General features: G+C 67.0%; 21 protein-coding genes and 1 pseudogene. 3 read left to right on the forward strand and 19 right to left on the reverse strand.

Annotated features, from left to right (window positions below; genetic code table 11):
• Positions 1 to 186, forward strand: a 186-nt coding sequence (locus tag JNK68_07895; protein ID MBL8540280.1) for a dihydroxy-acid dehydratase, incomplete at its 5' end; no start/stop codon positions are given.
• Between the two features lie 25 nt (positions 187 to 211).
• Here the strand turns inward: JNK68_07895 and JNK68_07900 are convergent.
• Positions 212 to 1,483, reverse strand: coding sequence for an aminotransferase class V-fold PLP-dependent enzyme (locus JNK68_07900; GenBank protein ID MBL8540281.1), 1,272 nt, complete (start codon positions 1,481 to 1,483; stop codon positions 212 to 214).
• 131 nt (positions 1,484 to 1,614) lie between these two features.
• On the opposite strand from JNK68_07900, the gene JNK68_07905 reads away from it, so the two are divergent.
• A complete protein-coding gene (locus JNK68_07905; protein MBL8540282.1) occupies positions 1,615 to 3,660 on the forward strand; it encodes a thioredoxin domain-containing protein in 2,046 nt (681 codons plus the stop codon).
• Positions 3,661 to 3,759: 99 nt separating this feature from the next.
• Positions 3,760 to 4,074 carry a c-type cytochrome gene (locus tag JNK68_07910; GenBank protein MBL8540283.1) on the forward strand — a complete coding sequence of 105 codons (315 nt, stop codon included), beginning with the start codon at positions 3,760 to 3,762 and terminating at the stop codon, positions 4,072 to 4,074.
• A gap of 65 nt (positions 4,075 to 4,139) precedes the next feature.
• Here JNK68_07910 and JNK68_07915 read toward each other — a convergent pair whose 3' ends face one another.
• The 18 genes and pseudogenes from JNK68_07915 to JNK68_08000 form a co-directional block, all read right to left on the reverse strand.
• Entirely contained in the window at positions 4,140 to 4,676 is a 537-nt protein-coding gene (locus tag JNK68_07915; GenBank protein MBL8540284.1) for an adenine phosphoribosyltransferase, read from the reverse strand.
• A 74-nt stretch (positions 4,677 to 4,750) separates the two neighbouring features.
• Positions 4,751 to 6,622 carry a protein kinase gene (locus tag JNK68_07920; protein ID MBL8540285.1) on the reverse strand — a complete coding sequence of 624 codons (1,872 nt, stop codon included), beginning with the start codon at positions 6,620 to 6,622 and terminating at the stop codon, positions 4,751 to 4,753.
• Between the two features lie 13 nt (positions 6,623 to 6,635).
• A complete protein-coding gene (locus JNK68_07925) occupies positions 6,636 to 8,393 on the reverse strand; it encodes a hypothetical protein (protein ID MBL8540286.1) in 1,758 nt (585 codons plus the stop codon).
• 172 nt (positions 8,394 to 8,565) lie between these two features.
• Complete coding sequence (locus JNK68_07930; GenBank protein MBL8540287.1) at positions 8,566 to 8,985, reverse strand: YjbQ family protein; 420 nt, start codon at positions 8,983 to 8,985, stop codon at positions 8,566 to 8,568.
• 19 nt (positions 8,986 to 9,004) lie between these two features.
• Entirely contained in the window at positions 9,005 to 9,706 is a 702-nt protein-coding gene (locus tag JNK68_07935) for an ABC transporter ATP-binding protein (GenBank protein ID MBL8540288.1), read from the reverse strand.
• A 26-nt stretch (positions 9,707 to 9,732) separates the two neighbouring features.
• Positions 9,733 to 10,500, reverse strand: a complete 768-nt coding sequence (locus tag JNK68_07940) for an ABC transporter ATP-binding protein (protein MBL8540289.1) — start codon at positions 10,498 to 10,500, stop codon at positions 9,733 to 9,735.
• On the reverse strand, positions 10,497 to 11,558 hold the full coding sequence (locus JNK68_07945; GenBank protein MBL8540290.1) for an ABC transporter ATP-binding protein: 1,062 nt from the start codon (positions 11,556 to 11,558) through the stop codon (positions 10,497 to 10,499). The genes JNK68_07940 and JNK68_07945 overlap by 4 nt, the downstream gene beginning before the upstream one ends.
• A gap of 14 nt (positions 11,559 to 11,572) precedes the next feature.
• On the reverse strand, positions 11,573 to 12,496 hold the full coding sequence (locus JNK68_07950) for a branched-chain amino acid ABC transporter permease (protein ID MBL8540291.1): 924 nt from the start codon (positions 12,494 to 12,496) through the stop codon (positions 11,573 to 11,575).
• Positions 12,497 to 12,555: 59 nt separating this feature from the next.
• Positions 12,556 to 13,803 carry a branched-chain amino acid ABC transporter substrate-binding protein gene (locus JNK68_07955; protein ID MBL8540292.1) on the reverse strand — a complete coding sequence of 416 codons (1,248 nt, stop codon included), beginning with the start codon at positions 13,801 to 13,803 and terminating at the stop codon, positions 12,556 to 12,558.
• A 379-nt stretch (positions 13,804 to 14,182) separates the two neighbouring features.
• A complete protein-coding gene (gene hemF / locus JNK68_07960) occupies positions 14,183 to 15,079 on the reverse strand; it encodes an oxygen-dependent coproporphyrinogen oxidase (protein MBL8540293.1) in 897 nt (298 codons plus the stop codon).
• 15 nt (positions 15,080 to 15,094) lie between these two features.
• Positions 15,095 to 16,369, reverse strand: coding sequence for a phosphoribosylamine--glycine ligase (purD, locus tag JNK68_07965; GenBank protein ID MBL8540294.1), 1,275 nt, complete (start codon positions 16,367 to 16,369; stop codon positions 15,095 to 15,097).
• Positions 16,370 to 16,371: 2 nt separating this feature from the next.
• Positions 16,372 to 17,934 carry a bifunctional phosphoribosylaminoimidazolecarboxamide formyltransferase/IMP cyclohydrolase gene (purH, locus tag JNK68_07970; protein ID MBL8540295.1) on the reverse strand — a complete coding sequence of 521 codons (1,563 nt, stop codon included), beginning with the start codon at positions 17,932 to 17,934 and terminating at the stop codon, positions 16,372 to 16,374.
• Between the two features lie 52 nt (positions 17,935 to 17,986).
• Positions 17,987 to 18,220 carry a Fis family transcriptional regulator gene (locus JNK68_07975; GenBank protein MBL8540296.1) on the reverse strand — a complete coding sequence of 78 codons (234 nt, stop codon included), beginning with the start codon at positions 18,218 to 18,220 and terminating at the stop codon, positions 17,987 to 17,989.
• A pseudogene (dusB, locus tag JNK68_07980) lies at positions 18,220 to 19,230 on the reverse strand (tRNA dihydrouridine synthase DusB). The gene JNK68_07975 and the pseudogene dusB overlap by 1 nt, the downstream one beginning before the upstream one ends.
• Positions 19,231 to 19,378: 148 nt before the next feature.
• Complete coding sequence (locus JNK68_07985; GenBank protein MBL8540297.1) at positions 19,379 to 20,536, reverse strand: FAD-dependent monooxygenase; 1,158 nt, start codon at positions 20,534 to 20,536, stop codon at positions 19,379 to 19,381.
• The gene (pepP, locus tag JNK68_07990; protein MBL8540298.1) at positions 20,520 to 21,845 is read right to left on the reverse strand and encodes a Xaa-Pro aminopeptidase; all 1,326 of its coding nucleotides are present in this window, start codon (positions 21,843 to 21,845) and stop codon (positions 20,520 to 20,522) included. Before pepP ends, JNK68_07985 begins: the two co-directional genes overlap by 17 nt.
• A 63-nt stretch (positions 21,846 to 21,908) precedes the next feature.
• Positions 21,909 to 22,613, reverse strand: coding sequence for a nucleotidyltransferase family protein (locus JNK68_07995; protein ID MBL8540299.1), 705 nt, complete (start codon positions 22,611 to 22,613; stop codon positions 21,909 to 21,911).
• Between the two features lies 1 nt (position 22,614).
• Positions 22,615 to 23,616, reverse strand: coding sequence for a phosphotransferase (locus tag JNK68_08000; protein ID MBL8540300.1), 1,002 nt, complete (start codon positions 23,614 to 23,616; stop codon positions 22,615 to 22,617).
• Between the last annotated feature and the right edge of the window lie 93 nt (positions 23,617 to 23,709).

Here is a 23,709-nt window from a genome sequence, read left to right on the forward strand (position 1 = left end):
CCGCCTTCCCAAATAATCGCGTATGACCTCTTCGTCCCGCCGATTCAGCTCGACGACGTGGCCGACGCCGAGCTCGCGCAACGCCGTACCGCCTGGCAGCCGCGCCCCGCGCCCTACACCAGCGGCGTGCTGGCGAAGTACGCCAGGCTCGTCTCCACCGCCAGCCGTGGCGCAGTGACCGACTGATCCGCGCGCCGGGAGACGCCCGGCCTCAGGCGGCGGCGAGCGCCTGATCGACGTCGGCGATGATGTCGTCGATGTGCTCGATGCCGATGGAAAGCCGCACCATGTCTTCGGACACGCCTGCAAGTTCGAGTTCGTGCGGGCCGAGCTGGCGGTGCGTGGTCGTCGCCGGGTGGCAGGCGAGCGACTTCGCATCGCCGATGTTGACCAGGCGCGTCACCAGCTTGAGCGCGTCGATGAAGCGGGCGCCGGCCTCGCGCCCGCCCCGTATGCCGAACGAGAGGATGCCGGATGCCTTCCCGCTCATGTACTTGTCCACGAGCGGCCGGTCGGCGTGGTCGGGCAGCCCCGCGTAGCGCACCCAGATCACCTTCGAGTGCTTCTGCAGGTATTGCGCGACCGCCAGCGTGTTGTCGCAGATGCGGTCCATGCGCACGGCGAGCGTCTCGATGCCCTGCAGGATGAGAAAGCTGTTGAACGGCGAGATCGGGGCACCCATGTTCCGCAGGGGCACGACGCGGGCGCGGGCGATGAAGGCCGCCGGGCCGAGCGCTTCCGTGTAGACCACCCCGTGGTAGGACACGTCCGGTTCATTGAGCCGCTTGTATTTCTTCTTGTGGTCGGCCCACGGGAACCTGCCGGAGTCGACGATCGCGCCGCCGATGGAATTGCCGTGGCCGCCGAGATACTTGGTCAGCGCGTGGACGACGATGTCGGCGCCGTGCTCGAAAGGCCGGCACAGATAGGGCGTGGGCACCGTGTTGTCGACGATGAGCGGAATGCCGGCAGCGTGCGCGACGTCCGCCAGCGCGCCGAAATCGACGACGTTGCCGAGCGGGTTGCCGATCGATTCGCAGAACACGAGCTTGGTCCTGTCGTCGATCAGCTTCTCGAAGCTCGCCGGTTTGCGGTAATCGGCGAAGCGTACCTCGATGCCGTACTGCGGCAGCGTGTGGGCAAACAGGTTGTAGGTGCCGCCATAGAGCGCGCTGGAGGTGACGATGTTGTCACCGGCCTCGGTGATCGTCATCACCGCATACGTGGTCGCCGCCATGCCGGACGCGAGCGCGAGCCCGCCGATGCCGCCCTCCATCGCGGCGAGTCGCTGCTCCAGCACGTCGGTCGTGGGATTCATGATGCGCGTGTAGATGTTCCCCTTCACCTTGAGGTCGAAGAGGTCGGCGCCGTGCTGGGTGTCGTCGAAGGCGTAGGACGTGGTCTGGTAGATGGGAACCGCGACCGCCTTGGTGGTGGGATCGGGTGTGTAGCCGCCGTGGACGGCGAGGGTCTCAATCTTCATGGGTAGTGCTCTCCGCTGGTTGCGCTGCGCATCCGGCAGTATAGCCACGCCGCCGCAACCAATCGCGTGCGTGCGGGTCTGCTCTGAACCACGCTCGGCGCACTTCGCCGCGCACTGTGAGGAGCACGCCGATGCCCAATCGCCTTGCCGGGGAAACCTCTCCTTACCTGCAGCAGCATGCAGACAATCCGGTCGATTGGTATCCGTGGGGGACGGAGGCGCTCGGGCGGGCACGTGCGGAGGACAAACCGATTCTGCTTTCGGTGGGTTATTCCGCGTGTCACTGGTGCCACGTCATGGCGCACGAGTGCTTCGAGGACGTCGAGGTGGCGGCGGCGATGAACCGCGACTTCGTCAACGTCAAGGTGGACCGCGAGGAGCGCCCCGACCTCGACCAGATCTACCAGGCCGCGCACGCCATGCTGAACGGCCGGGGTGGCGGCTGGCCGCTTACGGTGTTTCTCACGCCCGAGCAGAAGCCGTTCTTCAGCGGCACCTATTTCCCCAAGCGGGCGCGCTACAACCTGCCCGGGTTTCTCGACCTGCTGCCGCGGGTCGCGGCCGCCTACCACACCCGGCGCGAAGCGATCGAGGCGCAGAACGCCTCGCTCCTGGAAGCGCTCACCCGCACCGTGCCGCAGGCACCGGCCGCGGCCGCGGTGACGTTCGACTCCAAGTTGATCGAGCTGGCGGTGCAAGGGCATTTGCAGACCTTCGATCGCGTGCATGGGGGCTTCGGCGACGCCCCGAAATTCCCGCATCCTGCGGAGCTCTCGTTCTGCCTGCGCCGGGGGTTCGAGCGTGCCGACGCGACCGTCACCGACGTGACGACCTATACGCTCGAGAAGATGGCGGAGGGCGGCGTCTACGACCAGCTCGGTGGTGGATTCTGTCGCTACAGCGTCGACGCCGAGTGGACCATCCCGCACTTCGAGAAGATGCTGTACGACAACGCGCAATTGCTGGCGCTCGTCGCCGATGCCTGGCGGGTGACGGCAAATCCGCTCTTCGAACGGGTCGCCGCAGAGACGGTCGACTGGATCCGCCGCGAGATGCAGTCGCCGGCCGGTGCGTACTACTCGACGCTGGATGCGGACTCGGAAGGCGAGGAAGGCAGGTTCTACGTCTGGAACCCCACCGAAGTGCAAGCCATGCTCACGCCGGAGGAGTACGCCGTCCTCGCGCCGCACTATGGTCTCGACCGGTCCGCGAACTTCGAGGGCAGACACTGGCACCTGCGTGTCGCGCGTCCGCTTGCCGAGATCGCTCCTCGACAGAACAGGGCGATTGACGAATGTGAGCAATTGCTCACGAGTGCCCGTCGGAAGCTTTTCCAGGCGCGGGAGCGGCGCGTCCGGCCCGGGCGCGACGAAAAGGTTCTCACGAGCTGGAACGGCCTGATGATTGGAGCGATGGCCCGCGCGGCGAGGACATTCGCCCGCGACGACTGGCTGGCCAGCGCGCGGCGCGCTCTCGATTTCGTGTGCGAGTCGATGTGGGACGGCGATCGCCTGCTCGCGACCTGCAGGGACGGGCGCGCGCATCTGAACGCCTATCTCGACGACTACGCCTTCCTCCTCGCCGGTCTGCTGGAGATGCTCGAGGCCCGGTGGCAGTCGCGCGACCTCGCGCTTGCCTGCCGGATCGCCGATGCGTTGCTCGACAGGTTCGAGGACGAAGGCGGCGGCTTCCACTTCACCAGCCGCGACCACGAAGCGCTCATCCTGCGCCCCAAGCCCGGTCACGACGATGCGACGCCGTCGGGCAACGGGGTCGCTGCCTGCGCGCTGCAACGGCTCGGTCATGTCGTCGGGGAGCCGCGCTACCTGGCGGCAGCCGAGCGCACTCTGCAGCTTTTCCACGCTGCGATGGAGCGTCATCCAATGGGTTACTCGACGCTGCTCACTGCGCTCGACGAGCACCTGACGCCGCCGCGGATAGTGGTGCTGCGCGGCACAACGGCTGCACTGGGCGCGTGGCAGCAGGCCCTGGCGCGGGCCTACCAGCCGTCCACGCTCGTCCTGGCTATTCCGGCCGGCGCGACGGACCTGCCGGCAGTCCTGGACAAGCCCGTGCCCGGTGCCGGCGTCAACGCCTGGGTGTGCGAGGGCGTCACCTGCGGGCCGCCTGTTTCGAGCTTTCGCGATCTCGAGCAAATCGTCGCCATCCGGGGCTGAGCCGTCACGGGCGGAATTCACCATCACCGTGATCGCGCGGCAACTGCGGCGGCGACTGGGCTACAATCCGAGCGCTGTTCGACAACACGGGAGAATGGTATGAAATCAGTATGGACTGGAGCGCTGCTCGCCGCCGGCATGCTCACCACGGGTGTCGCGGTGGCTGCCGATGCCAACATGGAGCTCGCGCAGAAGTCGGGCTGTCTCGCCTGTCATGCGCTCGACAAGAAGCTGGTCGGGCCGAGCTACAAGGAAGTCGCCGCGAAGTACAAGGGTGACAAGGCGGCCGAGGCCACCCTGGTGCATAAGGTCATCAAGGGCGGCAGCGGCGCCTGGGGTCAGATTCCCATGCCGCCGAATAATGTCACCGAAGCGCAGGCGCAGCAGCTGGTGAAGTGGATTCTTTCCATGTAAGCCGCCAGCACCGCGGCACCATCAGAAAACCGGCCTCGTGCCGGTTTTTTGTTGGCGGCCGGAGCTTACTCTTCGGTGAACGTCAGGATCGATCGCACCGGCACCGGCAGGGCTTCGAGCCGCGCGCGCCCGCCGAGACCGTCGAGTTCGATCACGAACGCGGTCGCTGCGACCCGTGCGCCCGTCATCGCGATGAGCCGGCACGCCGCGACTGCCGTGCCGCCAGTCGCGAGCAGATCGTCCACCAGCAGCACGGGCTCATCGGGCGCCAAAGCGTCGGCGTGAATCTCGACGCGGTCGGTACCGTACTCGAGCTCGTAATCGTGACCGAAATTCTCCGCCGGCAGCTTGCCCGCCTTGCGGATCGGCACGAAGCCGCGACCGAGATGGTGCGCGAGGGCGGCACCGACGATGAAGCCGCGCGACTCGATGCCGACGATGCGCCGGAAGGACATGCCCGCGACAGCCTCTGCCAGCTGCTCGATGCACGTGCGAAACCCCGCCGCATCGCGCAGCAGGGTGGTGATGTCACGGAAGAGAATGCCCGCCTTCGGGAAGTCCGCAACCGTGCGTATCAAAGTCTTGAGATCGGGAGTGCTCATGGCCCGGCACGATAGGGCATTCCGCAGGCTCGGCGCAACCCGCGGGCCGGCAGCCCGGGTCCGCGCGGGTAGGTTCAGGCGCCCGCGACGCGCCGACGCAGCAGCTTGAGCTTGCCGAGAATACTCTGCCCCACGCTCGATTCGCGTTCGGCCGCGGGCGGCGGCTGGGTCTTCTGGCGCTGTGCGACCGCCGGCTTCTGGCGCAGCGTGCGGTGGCGCGCCATGGCGGATTCGATGTGCTCCTTGAGCACCCGGGAGTCCGGCGGCTTGTGCAGCAGCCGGTGGATCTGCGCCTGGTTGATGAGTTCGACCAGCACTTCAGAATCCGATGCCGATGTTGCCGCGATCGCCAGCACCTGCGGTTGCTCCTGTTTCAGGAGCTTGAGCATGGTCGTCACCTGCACCTGCTGGTTGTCGATGTCGGCCAGCAGGACGGCAATTTCCTCGTTCACCATGAGATCGAGCGCGCTGTCGGCGCTGGGTGCGTACAGCACCTTGTAGCGGCGGCCGAAGAGCTCGCGCACGGCGCGGATCAGATTCGGCTCGGGCTCGACCACCAGCAGGGTGCCGTCGATTTCGAGCAGCGGTGCGGGGTCGTTGCGCATGTCGCGCAGCGCGCCGGCGAGGGTGACGGCTTCCCTGAGAGTCGCGGAGAGCTCCTGGTTATCCCAGGGTTTGCTGACGAAGCGGTAGATTTCACCGTCGTTGATCGATCCCACCATCGAGGCCAAGTCGGAGTACCCGGTGAGCAGCAGGCGCACGGTGTCGGGAGCGGACTGTCGCACGCGGCGCAGCAGTTCCACGCCCGTCATCTTCGGCATGCGCTGGTCGGTCACGATGACGTCGAACGCGGCGGTCTGCAGCGCTTCCAGCGCCTGCTCACCATCCGTGGCGGTGGTCACGTCGTATTCGGCGCGCACCAGCGAACGCAGCGCGTTCAGGATCCGTTCGTCATCGTCCACGAAGAGCATGCGCGGTCGCCGCGGCTCGACTGCGACAGGCGGCGGTTCCGTGGAGATGGTGACGGGCGTCACCTCGATCGGCCCGGACCGCGTCGGCATCCTCATCGGCTGCGTCGGCAGGTTCTCCGTTGCCGACGCGGCATTTGCGGCAGGCGGCGGGAGCGCGGCGTCGAGCGTCTGCTGGAGGCGCTCGGCAAGTTCGCGGGCGCTCTGGAAGCGGTCCTCGGGTCGCTTGGCGAGCGCAGTGCGCATGATGTGATCGAGATCGCGCGGCAGCGCCGGGTTGAGGCGCGAGGGATCGACCGGCATGAAGTCGATGACCTGCTGCATGACCTCCATTGGCGTGCCGGCGAACGGGCGTCGGCCCGTCAGCAGCTGATAGCAGATGATGCCCACGGCGTAGAGATCCGCGCGCAGATCGATGGGGCCGCCGAGCACCTGCTCGGGCGCCATGTAGTAAGGCGTGCCGAGCACCTCGCCGACCTCGGTGAACTGGTTGGCGTCGACGCGGGCGATGCCGAAATCGCTGACCTTGATGCGGCCATCCTCGTTGATGAGGATGTTGGCGGGCTTGAGATCCCGGTGCACCACTCCCTGTGCATGGGAGTAGCCGATCGCATCCAGGAGCTGGCGCAGGATCTGCCAGGCTTCCCCGAGCTCGTAGCGGGTCTCGGTGGCGAGATGATCGTGCAGCGACTTGCCGCGCACGTATTCCATCACGATGTACGCGATCTCCTCGTCCTCACCGTAGTCGTACACGGCGACGATGCCGGGGTGCTGCAGGCGGCCGGCGGCCTGCGCCTCGTTGCGGAAGCGCACCATGCCCATGCGCTGGGCACCGGCGTCCAGGCGGGCCTTTTCGATGGTCTTGATCGCCACCAGCCGGCGAATGATGGGGTCGAGCGCCTTGTACACGACGCCCATGCCGCCCTCGCCGAGAACACCCTGAATCTCGTACTTGCCGATCTGGGTGCGCGGGTTCATCGACGGCCCCTGCCTACGCGGCGAGTTCCGTGGCCGCCGGCAAGGCGATCGGGAGCACCAGGGTGAAACAGGTGCCCACGCCGGGGGTGGAGGTCACATCGATGCGACCGCCGTGCTGCTGGGCGATCTTGTAGGCGATGGAGAGCCCGAGCCCGGTACCCTTGCCGATCTCCTTGGTGGTGAAGAACGGATCGAAGATCCGCGGCAGCACCTCGGGTGCGATGCCGCTGCCATTGTCCGCGACGTCGACCGCGACGCTGGCGGCCCCTTCCACCCGCGAGCGCAGCGTCAGGCAGGCGCCTTGATGGCCCATGGCCTGTGCCGCGTTGGTGATGAGGTTCAGGAAGATCTGGTTCACCTGCGACGGTGAGCAGCGAATCGACGGCACGTCTGCGAGTTCGCGGCGTACCTCGACCGCTGCGAGCAGGTGGCGGGCGAGCGCGAGGCTGCTCTCCAGCCCGGCGTTGACATCGTAGCTCGCGACCTGGCTGCGATCGAGGCGGCTGAAGCTGCGCAGATTGCCGACCAGCCCCGCGATCTGGTCGATGCCATGCAACCCGTCCCGGGCAAGCGCGCGGAGGTCTTCGATGGCCCCCCCGTCATGCAGCCGGGATAGCCGCGAGACGGTGCGGGAAAACTGCTGGTCGAGTACGTCCTCGCAGTCCGTGTCCTGCTCTAGCATGCGCACCAGGGCGGAGGCATCGTCCAGCGCGGCGGCGACTTCCGGCAGGCGGTCCGTCACCGCGCCAAGGCTGTTCTTGACGTAGGCGAGCGGCGTGTTGATCTCGTGCGCGACGCCGGCCACCATCTGTCCGAGCGACGACATCTTCGCCGAGTGGACGAGCTGTGCTTCCGACTCCTGGAGGCTCGCGAGCGCCGAATTCAGTTCGCCGGTGCGCTCGGCCACGCGCTGTTCGAGCGTGTCGTTGGCATGCCGCAGCGCCTGGTTCATGTGGCGGATCGTGCGGTAGCTGTGAGACAGGCGCAGCCCGAGGTACGCCAGCAGGACGAGCAGCGCCCCGGTGTAGTACAGCAGGTAGATGCGATAGAGCTCGCGCCTCTGTACTGCCTTCGCGAAGCGCTGTTCCGCGCTTGAGGCGAACGCGTCGAGACGTGCCCCGGCGGTGGTGATGGCGAGATCGTGCGCGGTCTCCGCTTCCTCGCGGCGCTGCGCAAGGAACGTCCGCAGGGTTGCAGTCAGTTCCTCCAGCGACTTCCTGGTGGTGGCCGTCAACTTGGACGCATGCTGCTCCAGCGCGGCAATGTCGGCTTCCAGGCGGCTCGTGTTGTCGGCCGGCGAGGTGTCGCAGGCGAGCAGCGAGGCCTCGAACCTGGCCGCTGTCGCGGGATCGATCGCGGAAGAGCGGACGGCGGCAAGCGCCTCGCGCAGGGTGTCCTGCGTCGCGGCGCTGGCCGCCTGGTACCGGGTCATCAGGGTTTTCTTTTCCGCAAATGCCCCCGCCACCGGCGCGAATTCCTCGCTGAGACCCGCGTCATCGCTGGCGCGCACTTCGGACGCAAGCGCGTGTTCCACGCGGGCGACCTCGGCGGGCGGGCGACCGAGCGCCGGCACCAGCCGCCGCACGCCGCGTTCCCGCCGCAGCACTTCACTGTCCCAGTGGCCGTCGATCTCCCGCAGGCGCCGCAGCAGGGACGTGATCTCGGCCTGCCGACCGAGTTCACTGCCTGCGGTCTGAACGTACAGGAAGGCGAGCGTGCCGGTGAGAACTGCGGCGGTCACTGCGACGAGGCCGCCCCGAACGACTTGCATGGCTGGATGGTCGACATGGGCTTGAGATAGCCTTCAGCCCGATTACGCAATGGGGGAACACCCGGCGGCGCAAGTTTCGTGCCGCTGCCTGTCCGCGTCGCGGCAGGTCTGGCTTACGTGCTGCGGGAAGGAATGGCCACGGCTGCGGTGCGGCGCACCAAACGGCCGGCAGTCACTCGCCGATGATCTTGACGAGTACCCGCTTGCGGCGACGGCCGTCGAACTCGCCGTAGAAGATCTGTTCCCAGGGGCCGAAGTCGAGCCGGCCAGCGGTGACGGCGACGACCACCTCACGGCCCATCACCTGACGCTTCATGTGCGCGTCGGCGTTATCCTCGCCGGTGTCGTTGTGCCGGTACGAATCGACCGGTTCGTGCGGAGCGAGCGTCTCCAGCCACTGGCGGTAATCGTGGTGCAGACCGGGCTCGTCGTCGTTGATGAAGACCGACGCGGTAATGTGCATCGCGTTCACGAGCACGAGACCCTCCCGCACCCCGCTCGCCTTCAGGCACTCTTCCACCTCGCCGGTGATGTTGACGAAGCCCACCCGGGTCGGAATGTTGAACCACAGTTCCTTGCGATAGCTTTTCATGCGGGTCTCCAGACGTGCATCACTCGCCGAGATAGGCGGCCTGCACCTGCGGGTTGGCCAGCAGACGGTCGCAACGGTCGGCAAGCGAGACGCTGCCGCTTTCCATCACATAACCGCGGTCGCCCACCTGCAGGGCGAGTTTCGCGTTCTGCTCGACGAGCACCAGGGTGACGCCCTCGCGCGCGATCGAGCGGATCACCTCGAAGATCTTCTGAACCATGATGGGTGCCAATCCCATGCTCGGCTCGTCGAGCAGCAAGAGTCGCGGCCGGCTCATCAGCGCGCGGCCGATCGCGAGCATCTGCTGCTCGCCGCCGGACAGCGTGCCCGCGAGTTGCCGCCGACGCTCGGCGAGGCGCGGGAAAAGGTTGTAGATCCGCTCGCGGTCGGCGGCGATGCCACCGTCCGAGCGGCAGTAGGCGCCGATGTCGAGATTCTCCTCGACCTTGAGTCGCCCGAAGATGCCGCGTCCCTCCGGCACCAGCGCGATGCCTTGCCGGACGAGCGTGTGCGCGGGGTGGCCGGTGATCGGCCTGCCTTCGAAATGCACGTAGCCACCGGCAGCGTGGACGAGCCCCGTGATGGCCTTGAGGGTGGTGGTCTTGCCGGCGCCGTTCGCGCCGATGAGGGCGACCACCTCGCCTGCCTTGACGTCCAGGTCGACGCCCTTGACGGCATTGATGCCGCCGTAGGCCACGCGCAGGTGACGCACCTCGAGCATCGGCTTCGACGTGTCGGCCGCCGCGTTCACGCGATCTCGCCGCCCAGGTACGCTTCCACCACCGCAGGGTCGCGCTGTACTTCCGCCGGTGCACCTTCGGCGATCTTCTTGCCGTAGTCGAGCACGGCCACCCGGTCGCACAGGCCCATCACCAGCTTCACATCGTGCTCGATCAGCAGAATCGTGACGCCGTCGGCGCGGATACGCTCCATGAGGCTGCGCAGTGCGACAGTTTCGGTCGCGTTCATGCCGGCCGCAGGCTCGTCGAGTGCCAGGAGCCGCGGTTCGGTGGCGAGTGCCCGCGCGATCTCGAGCCGGCGCTGGTCGCCGTAGGAAAGATTCTTCGCCAAGGCGTGCGTGTGCCGTCCAATCCCCACGTAGTCGAGTAGTTCCTTCGCGCGCCGCGCGATCGCGGCCTCCTCGGCGCGGGTCGCCGCATTGCGCGTGATCGCGCCCCACACCCCGGCGCGCGTGCGCACGTGACGACCGACCATCGCGTTCTCGAGGGCGGTCATGTTGGCGAACAGGCGGATGTTCTGGAAGGTGCGCGCAATGCCGGCCGCGGCTACCGCGTGCGGTTCGAGCCCGGCGATCGGCACACCGTCGAAGACGATGCTGCCGCCGTCGGGGGCATAGAGACCGGTCAGCACGTTGAAGAAGGTGGTCTTGCCGGCACCGTTGGGACCGATCAGGCCGTAGATGGAATGGCGGTCGATCGCGATCGACACCTCGAAGAGCGCCTGCAACCCGCCGAAGCGCTTGCCCACATCGCGGGCTTCGAGCAGCGCGCTCACTCGGCGAATTCGCGCTTGCGCACGCGCGACGGCCAGAGCCCGGCAGGGCGAAAGAGCATCATGAGGACGAGCGCCAGGCCGAAGAGCAGCATGCGCAGGTCCGAAGGATCGATGAGCACCTCACCGAACCAGCTCTGCTGCAGCGGCCCGACATAGCGCAGCGCTTCCGGCAGCGCGGTAAGCAGGATGGCGCCGAGCACGACGCCGGGCACGTGACCCATCCCGCCGAGCACCACCATGCAGAGGATCATGATCGAGTCGAGCAGCGCGAAGCTCTCCGGGCTTACGAAACCCTGGAAGGCGGCGAACAGTCCGCCGGAGATGCCACCGAAACTGGCCCCCATGGCGAATGCCAGCAACTTGACGTTGCGCGTGTGGATGCCCATCGCCTTGGCGGCGACTTCATCCTCGCGGATCGCGATCCAGGCGCGACCGATGCGCGAATCCTCCAGCCGCAGCGAGATGGCGATGGACAGCAGCGCGCAGGCGAGGAAGACGTAGTAATAGCTGTGCACGGGGGCGAACGTGAGGTCGCCGAGGACGTGGTGTTGACTCAGGGACACGTCGCCAAAACGGATCGGATCGATCAGCGTGATGCCGAGCGGCCCGTTGGTGATGTTGACGGGACGGTTCAGGTTGTTGAGAAAGATGCGGATGATCTCGCCGAAGCCGAGCGTGACGATGGCAAGGTAGTCGCCGCGCAGTCGCAGCGTCGGCGCCCCCAGCAATACACCGAAGAAACACGCGACCGCGGCCCCCAGCGGCAGCACCAGAAAGAACGGCCAGTGGATGCCGAAATGCGGCGAGGCGAGCAGCGCGTAGACATACGCGCCGACCGCGAAGAAGGCGACGTACCCCAGGTCGAGCAGGCCGGCGAAGCCGACCACGATGTTGAGCCCGAGCGCGAGCATCACGAAAAGCAGCGCCACATCGATGATGCGCACCCAGGTGCGGCCGAGCAGCGGCTCGACCACGAAGGGGAGCACCAGTAACAGCGCAGCTATTGCCGCGTAGACGACGATGCGGACCGTGAACGACGTGTTCCTGAGTCCGGGCACCGTGCTCCTCCGGCTCAGGCGCGTTCTGCCGAAGGCTGGCCCATCAGCCCTGACGGTCGGAAGATCAGCACGAGCACGAGCACGAGGAAGGCGAACACATCGCGATAGTTGCTGCCGAAGACGCCGCCGGTCAGATCGCCGATGTAGCCCGAGGCGAGGCTCTCGATGACACCGAGCAGGAGCCCGCCGAGCATCGCGCCGGTCACGTTGCCGATGCCGCCGAGCACGGCCGCGGTGAAGGCCTTGAGGCCGAGGATGAAGCCCATGTAGTAGTGGCCGATGCCGTAGTAGAGGACGACCATCAGCCCGGCCACCGCCGCGAGTCCGGAACCGATCACGAACGTGAGCGCGATGATGAGATTGATGTTGATCCCCATGAGGCCGGCAATGTCCGGGTTCTGCTCGGTGGCGCGCATCGCGGCTCCCAGCCGGGTGCGCGTGACGAACCAGTACAGCGTTGCCATGACCGTGCAGGCGAGGAGAAAGATCGCGGCCTGCAGGTCGGTGAGGTGGGCGCCGCCCAGGTGCAGTTGCGTCGTCTTGAAGAGCGGCGGCAGCGCGATGTACTGCTTGCCCCAGATCAGCGCCGCCGAATACTGGATCAGGATCGATACGCCGATCGCGGTGATGAGCGGCGCCAGCCGCGGCGCGCGACGCAGAGGACGATAGGCGACACGCTCGATCGACACGCCGAGCGCGATGCAGATCGTCATCGAGGCGGCCAGCGCTACCAGCAGGGTGATCGGCACCGGCAGGCCGGCCGCCGCCAGCAGCTGGAAGACGGCGAGTGCGACCATCGCTCCGACCATGACGATGTCACCGTGGGCGAAGTTGATGAGGCCGAGGATGCCGTAGACCATCGTGTAGCCAAGTGCGACCAGGGCGTAGATGCTGCCCAGGACCAGACCGTTGATGATCTGCTGCAGAAAGATGTCCATGGTATGACGTGCGCGCGGCACCCTAGGGTGCCGCACGATTCATGGCGGAAGGGTGAGAACTACTTGGAACCGCCGTCGGCGGCCTTCTTCTCCGGCGCGGCGGCTGCGACCTTGTCGCCGCCGCCCGGGATGACGGTCTCCAGCGGAGCCCACGCACCGCCCTTGACGACGTAGACGGTGATCGGTCCGTTCTTGAGGTCGCCCTTGTCGTCGAACTCGATCGGGCCGATCACGCCGTCGATCCTGGTCTTGCCGACCTCGGGCAGGTACTTCGCCGGATCGGGCGAACCGGCGCGTTTCATGGCGTCGACGAAGACGAACACCGCGTCATACCCCATCGGGGCGAAAAGCTCGACGTCCTTGCCGAACTTTGCCTTGTACTTTTCCATGAACTTCTGCCCGCCCGGCATCTTTTCCTTCGGCAGGCCTGGCATCGAAGCCATCTGACCCTCCGCCGCATCGCCCGCGAGCTTGACGAAGTTCGGCGTCTGCATGCCGTCCCCGCCAATGAGCTTGGCCGGAATGCCGAGTGAGGCCATCTGCTTCGCCATCGGACCAGCTTGCGGGTCGATGCCGCCGAACATGATGAGGTCCGGCTTCGCGCCCTTGATCTTGGTGAGAATCGCGGTGAAGTCCGTGTCCTTGTCGGTCGTGTGCTCGCGCGCGACGATGTTCGCACCGAGCGAGGCCGCGGTCTTCTCGAACGCGTCGGCGAGACCCTGGCCGTAGGCGGTGCTGTCGTCGATTACGGCGATGTTCTTCGCACCCAGCTTCTCCACCGCGAACCTGGCGAGCGTCGGGCCTTGCTGGTCGTCGTGGGCGACGACGCGGAACGTCGTCTTGAAGCCTTGCTGCGTGTACTTGGGATTGGTCGACGACGGCGAGATCTGGGGAATGCCGGCATCGGAATAGATCTTCGAAGCGGGGATGGATGCCCCCGAGTTGAAGTGCCCGACAACGCCGATGACCTTTGCGTCCGCGAGCTTCTGCGCCACCGTCGTCGCCTTCGTCGGATTGGCCTCGTCGTCCTCCGACACCAGCACGAGTTCGATCTTGTTGCCGCCGACGACCACACCCTGCGCGTTCAGGTCTTCCACCGCGAGTTGCACGCCGTTCTTGATGTCGTTGCCGATGTGCGCCTGCGGCCCGGTCAGCGGCGATGCCACGCCTACCTTCACGACGGCAGCGCCTGCAGCAGGTTTGGCGGCGGCGGCTTTGGGTTCTGGCGCCTCTTCCTTCTTGCTGCAGGCGGCAAGCGCGATGCACAGCGCAAGTGCGAAACTGGTCGCGATGGATCTCTTGATCATGAATGCTCCGAAGATGGAAGGAGAGGAGTGGGCAGCGAGGCAACGACGGCAGACTTTAGCCCCAGATTTCTGCGCGTGTCAATTTGACACAAGATTCAGCGGCTTAAGAATCGACGCCGGCGCACTGCAGACGCGGTGGCAGGAAAAAAACTGGCGCCCGGGGAGGGCGCCAAAGATCACGAGAAGGAGACTCCTGCAAGCCCGTACACAGGGCTTCGCCAGACGCCAGGAAGTGCCCCGGCGCGCATGGGAAAAACCGTGTACGGCAGAGGGACGATACTGCAAGCTGATGTCCGTGCTCCAATCACACTTCATGATCATCCCCATAAGTTTCGACTGATGCAGAACGGTTTCGGTACCAATGCTTGGCGCATGCCCGCTAGACCCAGTCGCGCGCCACGAGAAAATCGGCATAGAGACGTGCTTCCGGCGTGCCGGGCTCCGGTCGCCAGTCGTAACGCCACTTAACCAGCGGCGGCAGCGACAGCAGGATCGACTCCGTGCGACCGCCGGACTGCAGTCCGAAGAGCGTGCCGCGGTCGAAAACGAGGTTGAACTCAACGTAGCGCCCGCGACGGTATGCCTGGAAATCGCGCTCCCGCCCCCCGAACGGCAGATTCCTGCGGCGCTCCACGATCGGCAGATAGGCCGTCAGAAAATGATCGCCGACGCTGCGCGTCAACGCGAAACAGGTGTCGAAGTCCGGCGTGGCGAGATCGTCGTAGAAGATGCCGCCGATGCCGCGCGGTTCACCGCGGTGCCGCAGATAGAAATACTCGTCGCACCACTTCTTGAAGCGCGCGTGCAGGTCGGCGCCGAAGGGTGCAAGCGCGGCGCGGCACGTGCGGTGGAAGTGGATCGCGTCGTCCTCGAACGGATAGTACGGCGTGAGATCCATGCCGCCGCCGAACCACCATACGGGCGCCGCGTCCGCGCGCTGCGCCGAGAACAGGCGCACGTTGAGATGCACGGTGGGAACGAAGGGGTTGCGCGGATGCAGCACGAGCGAGACGCCCATCGCTTCGAACGAGCGGCCGGCAAGCTCCGGTCGCGCCGCACTCGCAGACGGCGGCAGACGCTCGCCGTGGACGTGGGAGAAGAGCACGCCGGCGCGCTCGAAGAGGTTTCCTTCCTCCACCAGCGCGCTCACACCGCCGCCGCCTTCGGGTCGCTCCCAGCGGTCACGCCGGAATGCGTGTCCATCAGCCTGCGCCAGGCTTGCGACGATGCGCTCGTGCAGGTCGGTCAGATATGCCTTGACGCCCTGCGTGTCCACGCGCGCCTGGCCCGGTCAGACGGGTCGCCTGAGTGCGCGATGACCGATGTCGCGCCGCATCTGACAACCGTCGAACGCAATCTGCTGTGCGACCTGATAGGCGCGGCGTTGCGCCATCCGCACGCTGTCGCCGAGCGCGGTGACGGTGAGCACGCGGCCGCCGCTCGTGACCACGCGCTCCCCGCGCAGTGCGGTCGCCGCATGGAAGACGTGGAAGTCTTCCTCCGCCTTGGGCAGGCCGTCGATCTCGTCGCCGGTGCGCGGTGCCTCGGGGTAGCCCGCCGCCGCGAGCACGACCCCCAGTGCCGTGCGGCGGTCCCACTCGGCTTCGATGCGGTCCAGCGTGCCGTTGACGCCGTGCTCGAGCAGCGCGAAGAAGTCTCCCTTCAAGCGCATGAGGATGGGTTGCGTCTCGGGGTCGCCGAGCCGGCAGTTGAATTCCAGCACCTTGACGCCGCCGTCCGCCGTGATCATGAGGCCGGCATAGAGGAACCCGGTGTAAGGCGTTCCGTCGCGCTCGAGTCCGGCGACCGTCGGGTGGATGACGTCACGCATGATGCGTGCGTACACGGTCGGCGTCACGATGGGCGCCGGCGAATAGGCACCCATACCGCCCGTGTTGGGCCCCTGGTCGTCGTCGAGCAGGCGCTTGTGGTCCTGGCTGGTGGCGAGCGGCAGGACGTTCTTCCCGTCGACCATGACGATGAAGCTCGCCTCCTCGCCGGCGAGAAACTCCTCGATCACGATCCGCCGGCCGGCCTCGCCCAGCTTGTTCTGGACCAGCATCTGGTCGATCGCAGCATGCGCTTCGGCCGCGCTCGTCGCCACCACCACGCCCTTGCCTGCCGCGAGTCCGTCGGCCTTGATGACGATCGGCGCACCGGTCTGGTCGACGTGCGCGTGAGCGGCCGACGCGTCGGTGAAGGCCTGCCACGCCGCCGTCGGCAGACTGTGCCTTTGCATGAACGCCTTCGCGTATTCCTTCGAAGTCTCCAGCCGCGCGGCGGCCTGGGTCGGGCCGAAGACGCGCAGATCCGCGGCGCGGAACGCATCCACGACGCCTTCGGCAAGAGGCGCCTCGGGCCCGACGACGGTGAGCGCGACGCGCTCGCGCTCGGCGAACTTGACGAGCGGTGCGATCGCCGTGATGGGAACGTTGTCGAGGCCCTTCTCCAGGGCCGTTCCGGCGTTGCCGGGTGCGACGAACACGCGCGATACGCGTGGCGAGGTGGAAAGCTTCCAGGCGATGGCGTGCTCGCGGCCGCCGCCGCCGATGACGAGCGCCTTCACGATCAGTGCCGGAAGTGGCGCAGGCCGGTGAATACCATCGCCATGCCGTGTTCGTCGGCGGCAGCGATGACCTCCTCGTCGCGCAGGCTGCCGCCGGGCTGGATGATCGCCGTGGCACCGGCTTCCGCGATCACGTCGACGCCGTCGCGGAAGGGAAAGAATGCGTCCGAGGCGACCACCGAACCATGCAGCGAAAGCCCGGCGTTGCGTGCCTTGATGGTGGCCATGCGCGCGCTGTCGACCCGGCTCATCTGCCCGGCACCGACGCCGACGGTCTGTCCCTCGAGGGCGAAGAGAATGGCGTTCGACTTGATGAACTTCGCCACGCGCCAGGCGAACAGGAGGTCGCGCGTCTGCGCGGGCGTCGGCGCCCGGCGCGAGACCACCTTGAGTTCGTCGACGGCGACGTTCGCGATATCCGGTGTCTGCACCAGCAGCCCGCCGCCCACGCGCTTCAGATCGTAACGATTCGCCCCTGCGCCCAGCGGCACCACCAGCACACGGATGTTCGCCTTTGCCGCCAGCACTGCGCGCGCTTCGTCGTCGACCTCCGGCGCGATCACCACCTCGACGAACTGCTTTGCGACGGCGCTGGCCGTGGCGCCGTCGAGCGCGCGGTTGAAGGCGATGATGCCGCCGAACGCGGACGTCGGGTCGGTGGCGAAGGCGAGGCGGTAAGCGACGAGCGGTGTGTCGGCGATCGCGGCGCCGCAGGGGTTGGCGTGCTTGATGATGACGCAGGCGGGCTCGTCGAAGGTCTTGACGCACTCCCAGGCCGCATCGGCATCACCGATGTTGTTGTAGGAGAGTTCCTTGCCCTGGACCTGCGTGTAGCCGGCGAGCGTGCCGGGCGGCACTTCGAGATCGCGGTAGAACGCCGCGTCCTGATGCGGATTCTCCCCGTAGCGCAGGTCCTGCACCTTGTCGAACTGCAGGTTGAGCCGGGTGGGGAAGCGGTGGCGGCCGCCGCCGGCCTCCAGCGCGGTGAGATAGTTGCTGATTGCACCATCGTAGGCGGCCGTGTGCGAGAACGCCTTCTTCGCGAGCGCCAAGCGCGTCGCGCGGCTCAACGTGCCACCGCTCGCCGACAGCTCCGCGGCAAGCGCCGGGTAGTCCGCGGGGTCGGTCACCACGGCCACGTGTGCGTGGTTCTTCGCGGCCGATCGCACCATGGCCGGACCGCCGATATCGATATTCTCGATCGCCTCGTCGAACGTGCAGTCCGCTTTCGCAACGGTGGCGCTGAAGGGGTACAGATTGACGACGACGAGATCGATGGGAGGTATCTCGTGAGCGGCCAGGGCGTCCATGTGCGCCGGGACATCGCGCCGGGCGAGAATGCCGCCGTGGACGCGCGGGTGCAGGGTCTTGACGCGACCATCCAGCATCTCCGGGAAGCCGGTGTGAGCGGACACGTCCGTGACCGGAACGCCGGCGTCGCGCAGGCTGGCTGCCGTGCCGCCGGTGGACAGCAGCGTTACGCCGAGGCCGTGCAGAACCTTCGCAAAATCGATGAGACCCGTCTTGTCGGAGACGCTTAAGAGCGCTTGCTTGATCGTGTTCATTGAGTGATTGGGGATGCGTTGAGCGGGCGGTCAGGCGTATCGCCGTGAGCGCCTACTTGAATCCATGCTGCTTCATCTTCTTGCGCAGCGTGTTGCGGTTGAGCCCGAGCATCTCGGCCGCGCGCGTTTGGTTGCCCTGGGCCTTGTCGAGCACGATTTCGAGCAGCGGCTTCTCCACGCAGCCGATCACCATGTCGTAGATGGCGCTCGGCTCCTCGCCGTCGAGGTCACGGAAGTAGCCGTCGATCGCGCGCCGGATGCACCGCTCGATCTCGTTTTCCTTCATTACGCCGCCCACGCTTGGCGACGGTCCTGCTGCGCACCGCCGTGATCGGCCAGTCGCGCGAGGAAGTCGTCGAGTTCCGTCAGCTGGGTCGCCGCGGTCTCCAGAGTGTTAAAGCGCGCGCGAAATGCGGTCGCGCCGTCGAGGGAGCGCAGGTACCAGCCGACGTGCTTCCGCGCGATGCGAACACCGAGATGCTCGCCGTACATGTCATGAAGCTCTCGCAGGTGGCGGCCGAGCACGGCGCGGAGTTCGCTCGTCGCGGGCGGCGGTGCGCGACGGCCATGTTCGAGAAAGTGGCGAATCTCGCGGAAGAGCCACGGCCTGCCCTGTGCCGCACGCCCGATCATCACGCCATCGGCGCGCGTGCGCTCGAGCACCGCCTTCGCCATCTCGGGCGAGTCGATGTCGCCGTTGGCGATCACCGGGATGCGCACTTCCGCCTTGACCGCAGCGATCGTGTCGTACTCGGCGTGTCCATTGAAACCGCAGGCACGGGTGCGGCCATGGATCGCCAGCGCTTTCACACCTGCCTCCTCAGCGATGCGCGCCACACGCACAGCGTTGCGGTTCGTGACATCGGGCCCCGTGCGAAGCTTGAGCGTGACCGGCACGTCGACGGCGCCGACCACACGCATGAGGATGCGCGCCACCAGTGGCTCGTCCGCGAGCAGCGCGGAGCCCGCGTGCACGTTGCACACCTTCTTTGCCGGGCAGCCCATGTTGATGTCGATGATCTGCGCACCGCCGTCGACGTTCACGCGAGCTGCCGTTGCCAGTTGCTGCGGATCGCCGCCGACGATCTACACCGCGATCGGTCCCGGCTCGCCGGCATGGTCCAGGCGCCGTCGCGTCTTCGCGGAGGACTGCAATTCGGGCTTCGCACTCACCATCTCGGACACCGCAAGACCGGCACCGAAATCACGGCAGAGACGCCGGAACGCGCGATCGGTGACGCCTGCCATTGGAGCCGCCACGAGCCCGCCGGGAATAGCATGGCGTCCGATCTGCATGCCGGGTCTGCGCGTTGGAGTGAGTGTGCGGGGAAGAGGAAGAATTGTAATCACAATCGCCCACCGACAACAGAGCGCGCTGCTGAAATTTTCAGCAGGGCACGCGCACGCAACAGAGCGTCGGAAGGTGCCGTGACGGTGCGGGACGTTACGAACCGAACATCATGCGCCGCATGAGAAAGCGTTTGGGGGCACCTGATAAGTCGAGCATCGTCAGGCCGAGTCCGCGCGCTGCGCGCAGCCAGCCGCGCTCGTTGGAGAAGAGTCGCACGAGCGTGTCGGTGAGCAGAATGCCTGCGGTGCGATCGCGCGCGCGTTCGCGCCGATAGCGCGCGAGCATCTGGCGGTTGCCGAGCCCTTCGCGCGGCGCTTCGCGCACGATGCCGGCGAGCGTCCAGGCGTCCCGCAGTCCGAGGTTGAAGCCTTGGCCCGCCACCGGATGAAGGGTCTGTGCGGCGTTTCCGATGAGCGCCACGCGCTCTGCCGTGACCGACTCGGCGTAGCGCAGAGCGAGAGGAAAGCGCGAGCGCGGTGAGCAGTCGCACAGACCACGCGCACGCTCGCCGAATGTCATCTGCAAGTGTGCGAGGAACACACCGTCCGTCGCCAGGCACAACGACTCGGCCTCCGTTTCCGACAGCGTGAGCACGATCGAGTAGCCTTGAGCGGCCGGCAGCAAGGCGGCGGGTCCGGACGCCGTGAAGCGCTCGTAGGCGCGATTGCCGTGACCTTCACGCGTGTGCGCCCAGGCGACCACTGCCCACTGGCGGTAGTCGCGCACGCGCGGCGCACCCTGCGCCGTGAGCGAACGGCCGCCGTCGGCAAGCGCCACCAGCGGTGTCGAGATCGCGTGCGAGCTGCTGTCGGCGCATTCGATCACCGCGAAATCGCCGAGGGACTTCACGTCGGTGACGCGCATGCCGCGGGCAACGCGGGCGCACGTCCCGGCCGTATCGCTCAGCGCGCGCGCCAGGTCGCGGTAGCGCACGACATGGCCCAGCGCGGGCAGACGGACGTCGCTCGCGTCGAGCTCCGTGCGGCCGAAGCCACCACGCTGGCTCACCTCGATCGAACGGATCGGCGTCGAACAGGGTTCGATCTGCGCCCAGACGCCGAGGCGTTCGAGGATGAGGCGGCTGCCGAACGAGAGCGCGAGGAAGCGGGCGTCGTCGTCGGCCACGGGTGCCGGATTCGCCTCCAGCAGGACGGGTTCGATGCCGCTGCCGCGCAGTCCCACTGCCAGCGCTGCGCCGACCGGACCGCCGCCGGCGATGACCAACGCCGCGTGTTCAGGCAGCGGTTGCATGCGCGCGCGCGGCTGCCATCAGCGTTTCGATCTCGGTAACCTGCTTCGGTGCGCCGGCCGTCAGCACCTCGCAGCCTGCATCCGTCACGGCGACATCGTCCTCGATGCGCACGCCGATGTTCCAGAATCTGTCGGGCACGTCTTCCGCGGGGCGGACATAGCATCCGGGTTCGACGGTAAGCACCATGCCCGGCTCGAGCGGGCGCCACGCTCCGTCGCGCTTGTAGTCACCGGCATCGTGCACGTCGAGGCCGAGCCAGTGGCCGGTCCGGTGCATGTAGAAGCGCCGGTAGTCGCCGGTCTCCAGCACCTGATCGAGCGTGCCGCGGAGCAGGCCGAGATCGAGAAAGCCCTGCGCCAGGACACGCACCGCCGCCTCGTGCGGCTCGTCCCATGCCGCACCGGGACGCACCGCATCGATCGCGGCACGCTGGGCCTCCAGCACGAGCTCGTAGATCTCGCGCTGTGCCGCGCCGAAGCGGCCGTTGACCGGGAAGGTGCGCGTGATGTCGGACGCGTAGCCGTCCACTTCGCAGCCGGCGTCGATCAGCAGCAGATCGCCGTCGCGCATGACGGCATCGTTCTGCACGTAATGCAGCACACAGGCGTTTGCGCCCGCTGCCACGATGGGGTTGTACGCCGGTGCCTGCGCCCCCCGACGCCGGAACTCGTGCAGGAGTTCCGCCTCGATCTCGTTCTCGCGCATGCCCGACCGCGTCTGCTGCATGGCCCGCACGTGCGCTGCCGCGGCGATGTCTGCCGCACGCCGCATGAGCACGAGTTCGTCGGGGTCCTTGCGCAATCGCATCTCGTCGAGCAAGGTACGCACGTCGTGGATCTCGGTCGGCGCCGAAACGCCGGCGCGAGCGCGCTCGCGCACCCGGTTCAGCCAGCGGGTGATGCGATCGTCCCAGGCAGGGTCGGCGCCGAAGGCGCAGAAGACGGCGGACTGGTTTTCGAGCAGCGCCGGCACCAGTTCGTCCAGCCTGCCGATGGGATGTGCCTCGTCGACACCGCAGCGCTCGCGCGCCGCCTCCGGGCCGCAGCGGAAGCCGTCCCAGATCTCGCGTTCGGGATCCTTCTCGCGACAGAACAGCAGCGAGCGGGCAGGGTCGCCGGCAACGATCAACAGCACCGCTTCCGGCTCGGGAAAGCCCGTCAGGTAGTGGAAGTAGCTGTCGAACCGGAACGGGTAGTGCGAGTCCCGATTCCGGATGCGCTCGGGCGCGGTGGGAATCACCGCCACCCCACGGTGCATGCCCTGTGCAAGTTGGGCACGACGGTTCTGGTAGACGGAAATATCGGGCATGGGGACAGCTCCTGGCGCGGAATCGATTCGACCCGGTGCGGCGCGAAGGATTCCGGTGCCGTCTTACCCGGCAGCCGGCACGGCCGCGCGCAGCGACAGCGAACGGTCGAGTTCGGCGAGCCGCTCCGGCGTGCCCACGTCTTCCCAGCGTCCTTGAAAATGCTCGCCCGTCAGCGTCCCGGCATCCGCTGCCTGGCGCAACAGGCGTCCCAATGGCGCCTTCGCACCCGGCGTGATGCCGGCGAAGAGCCGCGGGGAATAGAGACCGATTCCGGAATAGGTGAGGCGGTGCTCGCCCGCGTTGCTCAGGCGCCCGCTCACCACGGCGAAATCCCCGAGCGGATGGTGCGGAGGATTGTCGACGAGAACGAGGTGGGCGGTCGAATCGGAGAAGCGCATCCCCGCGACCCGCGGCAGGAGCGCAGCGAAATCGAACTCGCAATAGACGTCGCCGTTGACCACGACAAACGGTTCGTCCCCCAAGAGCGGCAGCGCCATCGCAATGCCGCCCGCGGTCTCCAGCGCGATGCCCTCGCGCGAGTAGTGCAGCACCACGCCGAAGGTGCTGCCGTCGCCGAGATGCTCCTCGATCATCGAGCCGAGATGGGCGTGGTTGACGACGATGTCGCGTATTCCGGCCGCCGCAAGATTCTCGACGTGCCGTGCGATGAGCGATTTGCCGCCCACCGCCAGCAGCGGTTTCGGCACGGTGTCGGTGAGGGGCCGCATGCGCTCGCCGCGCCCGGCCGCCAGGATCATGGCGCGCATCTCAGAACGTATAGCCGACACGGGTGGATCGTCCTTCGATCTCGTCGAAGAGGAGGAGCAGCGGGTGCAGCGCGGCGTAGCGCTCGGCGACGGTACGCACGTAGGCGACGAAACGTGGTGTGTCCTCGAGGTAGCCGCTCTTGCCGTCGCGGTACTTGAGGCGGGCGAAGATGCCGAGCACCTTGAGGTGCCGCTGCAGGCCCATCCACTCGAAGTCGCGATAGAACGCGGCGAAATCCTCGGCGACCGGCAAGCCGGCCAGGCGCGCCTTCTCCCAGTAGCGGATGGTCCAGTCCAGCACGCTCTCCTCGTCCCAGCTTATGAATGCGTCGCGAAACAGCGAGGCGACGTCGTAGGTGATCGGCCCGTACACCGCGTCCTGGAAATCGAGAATGCCCGGATTCGGGTCGCTCACCATCAGGTTGCGCGGCATGTAGTCGCGGTGAACGAACACTTGCGGCTGGGCGAGGTTGGCGGCAATGACGAGCGCAAAGGTGCGTTCGAGTATCGCCGCCTGCTCGGACGAAAGCGCAACGCCGAGATGGCGGGACACATACCACTCCGGGAAGAGGTCGAGCTCGCGCCGGAGCAGCGCGGCGTCATAGGGTGGCAGCGCGCCGGGACGGCTCGCCTTCTGCCAGCGCACGAGGGCCGTGGTCGCGTCGGCGAAGAGCGAGCTCGCGACGGCAGCATCCGCGTTCATCGCCGCGAGATAGGTGGTATGGCCGAGATCGCTGAGGAGCAGGAAGCCCTGCGCCAGATCCTGCGCCTCGATCCGCGGGGCGTTGAGACCGGCTTCGGCGAGCAGCCCGGCGACATGCACGAAGGGCCGGCAGTCCTCGTGAGCGGGCGGCGCGTCCATGGCGATGCAGGTCGCGCCGTCGCCGTAGCGGACGCGGAAATAGCGCCGGAAGCTCGCGTCTGCCGAGGCAGGGGCGAGGTCGAAAGCGGTACCGGGGCGTCGCGCCTCGATCCAGGCGCGCAACTGTTCGAGTCGATCCAAGCGAGTCTTCGCAACCCGCGCCGGCCCACATTGCGGGTCGGCGATCCGGTTGCCGTTGCAGATGAATTGTGCGATTTTATCACCCGCTTCACC

Source organism: Betaproteobacteria bacterium (genome assembly GCA_016791345.1).
In the GTDB taxonomy this organism is placed as follows: domain Bacteria; phylum Pseudomonadota; class Gammaproteobacteria; order Burkholderiales; family JAEUMW01; genus JAEUMW01.